Consider the following 2,460-nt stretch of genomic DNA (forward strand, 5'->3'; position numbering starts at 1 on the left):
GTTGCGAGCAGATCCGTAAGCAGATGGATGAAACCGATTCCACCTACGACAAGGAAAAACTGCAAGAGCGTTTGGCCAAGCTTGCCGGTGGTGTGGCTGTGGTGAAGGTTGGCGCCGCCACCGAAACCGAGATGAAGGACAAAAAACTGCGCCTAGAAGATGCCATCAACGCCACTAAAGCGGCTGTTGAAGAAGGCATCGTTCCTGGTGGTGGCACAACTCTTGCCCACCTAGCCCCTGTGCTCGAGGAATGGGCCCAACAGAACCTCAGCGGTGAGGAACTGCTCGGCGCTCGCATCGTTGCTTCTGCCCTTAATGCTCCGCTCAAGCGGATTGCAGAAAATGCAGGCGCCAACGGTTCTGTTGTGGCTGAAAACATCCGCCACAAGCCCTTCAATGAGGGTTACAACGCTGCAACCGGCGAATATGTAGACATGCTCGCTGCTGGCATCATCGATCCTGCCAAGGTGACCCGTTCCGGTTTGCAAAATGCTGCATCTATCGCTGGCATGGTGTTAACCACCGAGTGCATCGTGGTTGATCTTCCTGAGAAGAAAGATGCAGCACCTGCCGGCGGCGGTGGCGGCGGCATGGGCGGCATGGGCGGCGACTTCGACTACTAACCTGCTTATACAAAAGGCTTTGCCTTATACATTTCAAGGCAGAAGGAATAACCCTTCTGCCTTTTTTATTTGTAAAGCTACAAATTTGCTGCTTTGTAGTGGTTGCTAAAAGATGCGCCACCAAAAAAGTTCAGGGTGAACATCAACTAGCCCAAAACCATTTGCCTGCTTCCGCTCTAGCTAACAACGGCTTCATCTTGATCTGTGCAGCACTTGTGTTGCTGATGACCCCAGCTTTGGGGCTTTTTTATGCCGGTTTTGTGCGCGGCCGCAACGTGCTCAACACCTTGATGATGAGTTTCGGCGCCATGGCGCTGGTGAGTGTGCTTTGGATGCTCTACGGCTACAGCCTTGCTTTTTCGCCTGGATCGGGCCCATTGGCGCCTTTCATTGGCGGTTTTGCCTGGGTAGGGAGGGCTATCCAATTGGTCGGTGCCAATCACTGAAGGGGGGCCAAGCCATGGGGCTGTGGCTTTATTCCAGCTCACCTTTGCGATCATCACTCCGGCTCTCGTATCGGGAGCGGTGGTGGAAAGGTTGAACTTCAAGGCATGGATGCTTTTTATATTGCTTTGGAGCACTTTTATTTATCTACCCCTTGCCCACATGGTGTGGGGGCCAGGGGGCTTTTTAGGAGTAAGTGGTGGGATCGGCGCCCTGGATTTTGCCGGTGGCTATGTGGTGGAAATAGCTTCTGGGGTGGCTGCTTTAGTGGCAGCAATTGTGGTTGGCCCCAGGCGTGCTTACCCCCAACAAGTTGCTCCACCACACAATGTGAGCTTCATTTTGTTTGGGGCGGGGCTGCTGGGTGTTTTGCTAACAGGCATATTTGCGATGAAAACACTAAATCCTGCCGGGGCTAATGGATTACTTGCTGGAAATCCAATCCAGCTTTGGATTCAATTGAAAGCAGCTGGGTTCACTATCCTTTGGGTAGCGATTGGAACTTATGTGGTATTAATCCTGATTCGTCAATTCGTTCCCCTAAGGGTTGGAGATCAGCAGGAGCGCCAAGGTTTAGATGTGAATTCCCATGGAGAAGAGGCTTATAACAATGAGTTCACAGGTTAAATATCAACTTAAATCCAAAATATTAACTTAAATCCAAAATTAAAGTTCGATTACTTAGTTCAACCAGCCGGCGCTCAATACCACTGCGAGGCCCATAAATAATGCAAGCAAAGTCCAGCTGATGCGATTAAGTGTATTTTCAGCGCTGCGAGCACTCGAAAACATTGAACTGCCGCTGGAGGCGAGCCCCCCAAGCCCATCTCCTTTTGGGCTGTGCAACAGCACTGAGATGATCAGTAGTACTGCTGTGGCGGCCCAAAGCCAGCCAAGAATAGTTATCAGCATGGATTTTTAGCAGTTAAACCAGAGTAGTTGGTGAAACGTTATTGGGGCTGCTGTTTTGGCTTTCTATCAAGCTGGTGCCGCTCATTGCTTCAGGCACCTCAATGCCTAAAAGCTGAAGCACCGTGGGGGCAATATCGGCAAGGCCCGCCTCTTGGCGCAATGCAATATCACCACCGAAGCCAGCTAATTTGCGTTTCTCACCTTCCACAATGATGAAGGGGACAGGGTTTGTTGTGTGCGCTGTCCAGGGGCGCCCATCAGCCCCTTGCATCAACTCGGCATTGCCATGGTCTGCGGTGATCAATAAGGTGCCACCCATTCGGCCCGTGGCGCTTAAAAGTTTGCCGAGGCATTGATCTACACAGCTGATTGCCTCAATGGTGGCAGCTAAATCACCTGTATGGCCAACCATATCGGGGTTGGCATAGTTAATAACTACAAACGAATAAATACCTTTGCGTATTGCTGCAACGCAACCATT

Annotated in this window: 5 protein-coding genes; 3 read left to right on the plus strand and 2 right to left on the minus strand. The window is 51.1% G+C overall.

Going from position 1 to position 2,460, the window contains the following annotated elements:
* From AC2JC8_RS09970 to AC2JC8_RS09980, 3 genes are all read left to right on the plus strand, one after another.
* The coding region (locus AC2JC8_RS09970) for a TCP-1/cpn60 chaperonin family protein (RefSeq protein WP_484594669.1) at nt 1-623 on the plus strand (623 nt) is incomplete at its 5' end.
* A gap of 98 nt (nt 624-721) precedes the next feature.
* Nucleotides 722-1,069: a hypothetical protein gene (locus tag AC2JC8_RS09975; protein ID WP_484594670.1), complete on the plus strand. Its 348-nt coding sequence runs from the start codon at nt 722-724 to the stop codon at nt 1,067-1,069.
* Complete coding sequence (locus tag AC2JC8_RS09980) at nt 1,056-1,694, plus strand: ammonium transporter (protein WP_484594671.1); 639 nt, start codon at nt 1,056-1,058, stop codon at nt 1,692-1,694. Before AC2JC8_RS09975 ends, AC2JC8_RS09980 begins: the two co-directional genes overlap by 14 nt.
* A 54-nt stretch (nt 1,695-1,748) precedes the next feature.
* On the opposite strand, the gene secG is transcribed toward AC2JC8_RS09980, so the two are convergent.
* Both secG and AC2JC8_RS09990 read right to left on the minus strand, forming a co-directional pair.
* Complete coding sequence (gene secG, locus AC2JC8_RS09985; protein ID WP_295459117.1) at nt 1,749-1,979, minus strand: preprotein translocase subunit SecG; 231 nt, start codon at nt 1,977-1,979, stop codon at nt 1,749-1,751.
* A 13-nt stretch (nt 1,980-1,992) separates the two neighbouring features.
* Nucleotides 1,993-2,460 (minus strand): alkaline phosphatase family protein (locus AC2JC8_RS09990; protein WP_484594672.1); only part of this gene is annotated, 468 nt, incomplete at its 5' end.

The organism is Synechococcus sp. (genome assembly GCF_982614295.1).

Bases quoted from the DNA above. Each gene is read 5' to 3' on its own strand.
- secG (WP_295459117.1), bottom strand. From the start codon at position 1,979: ATGCTGATAACTATTCTTGGCTGGCTTTGGGCCGCCACAGCAGTACTA.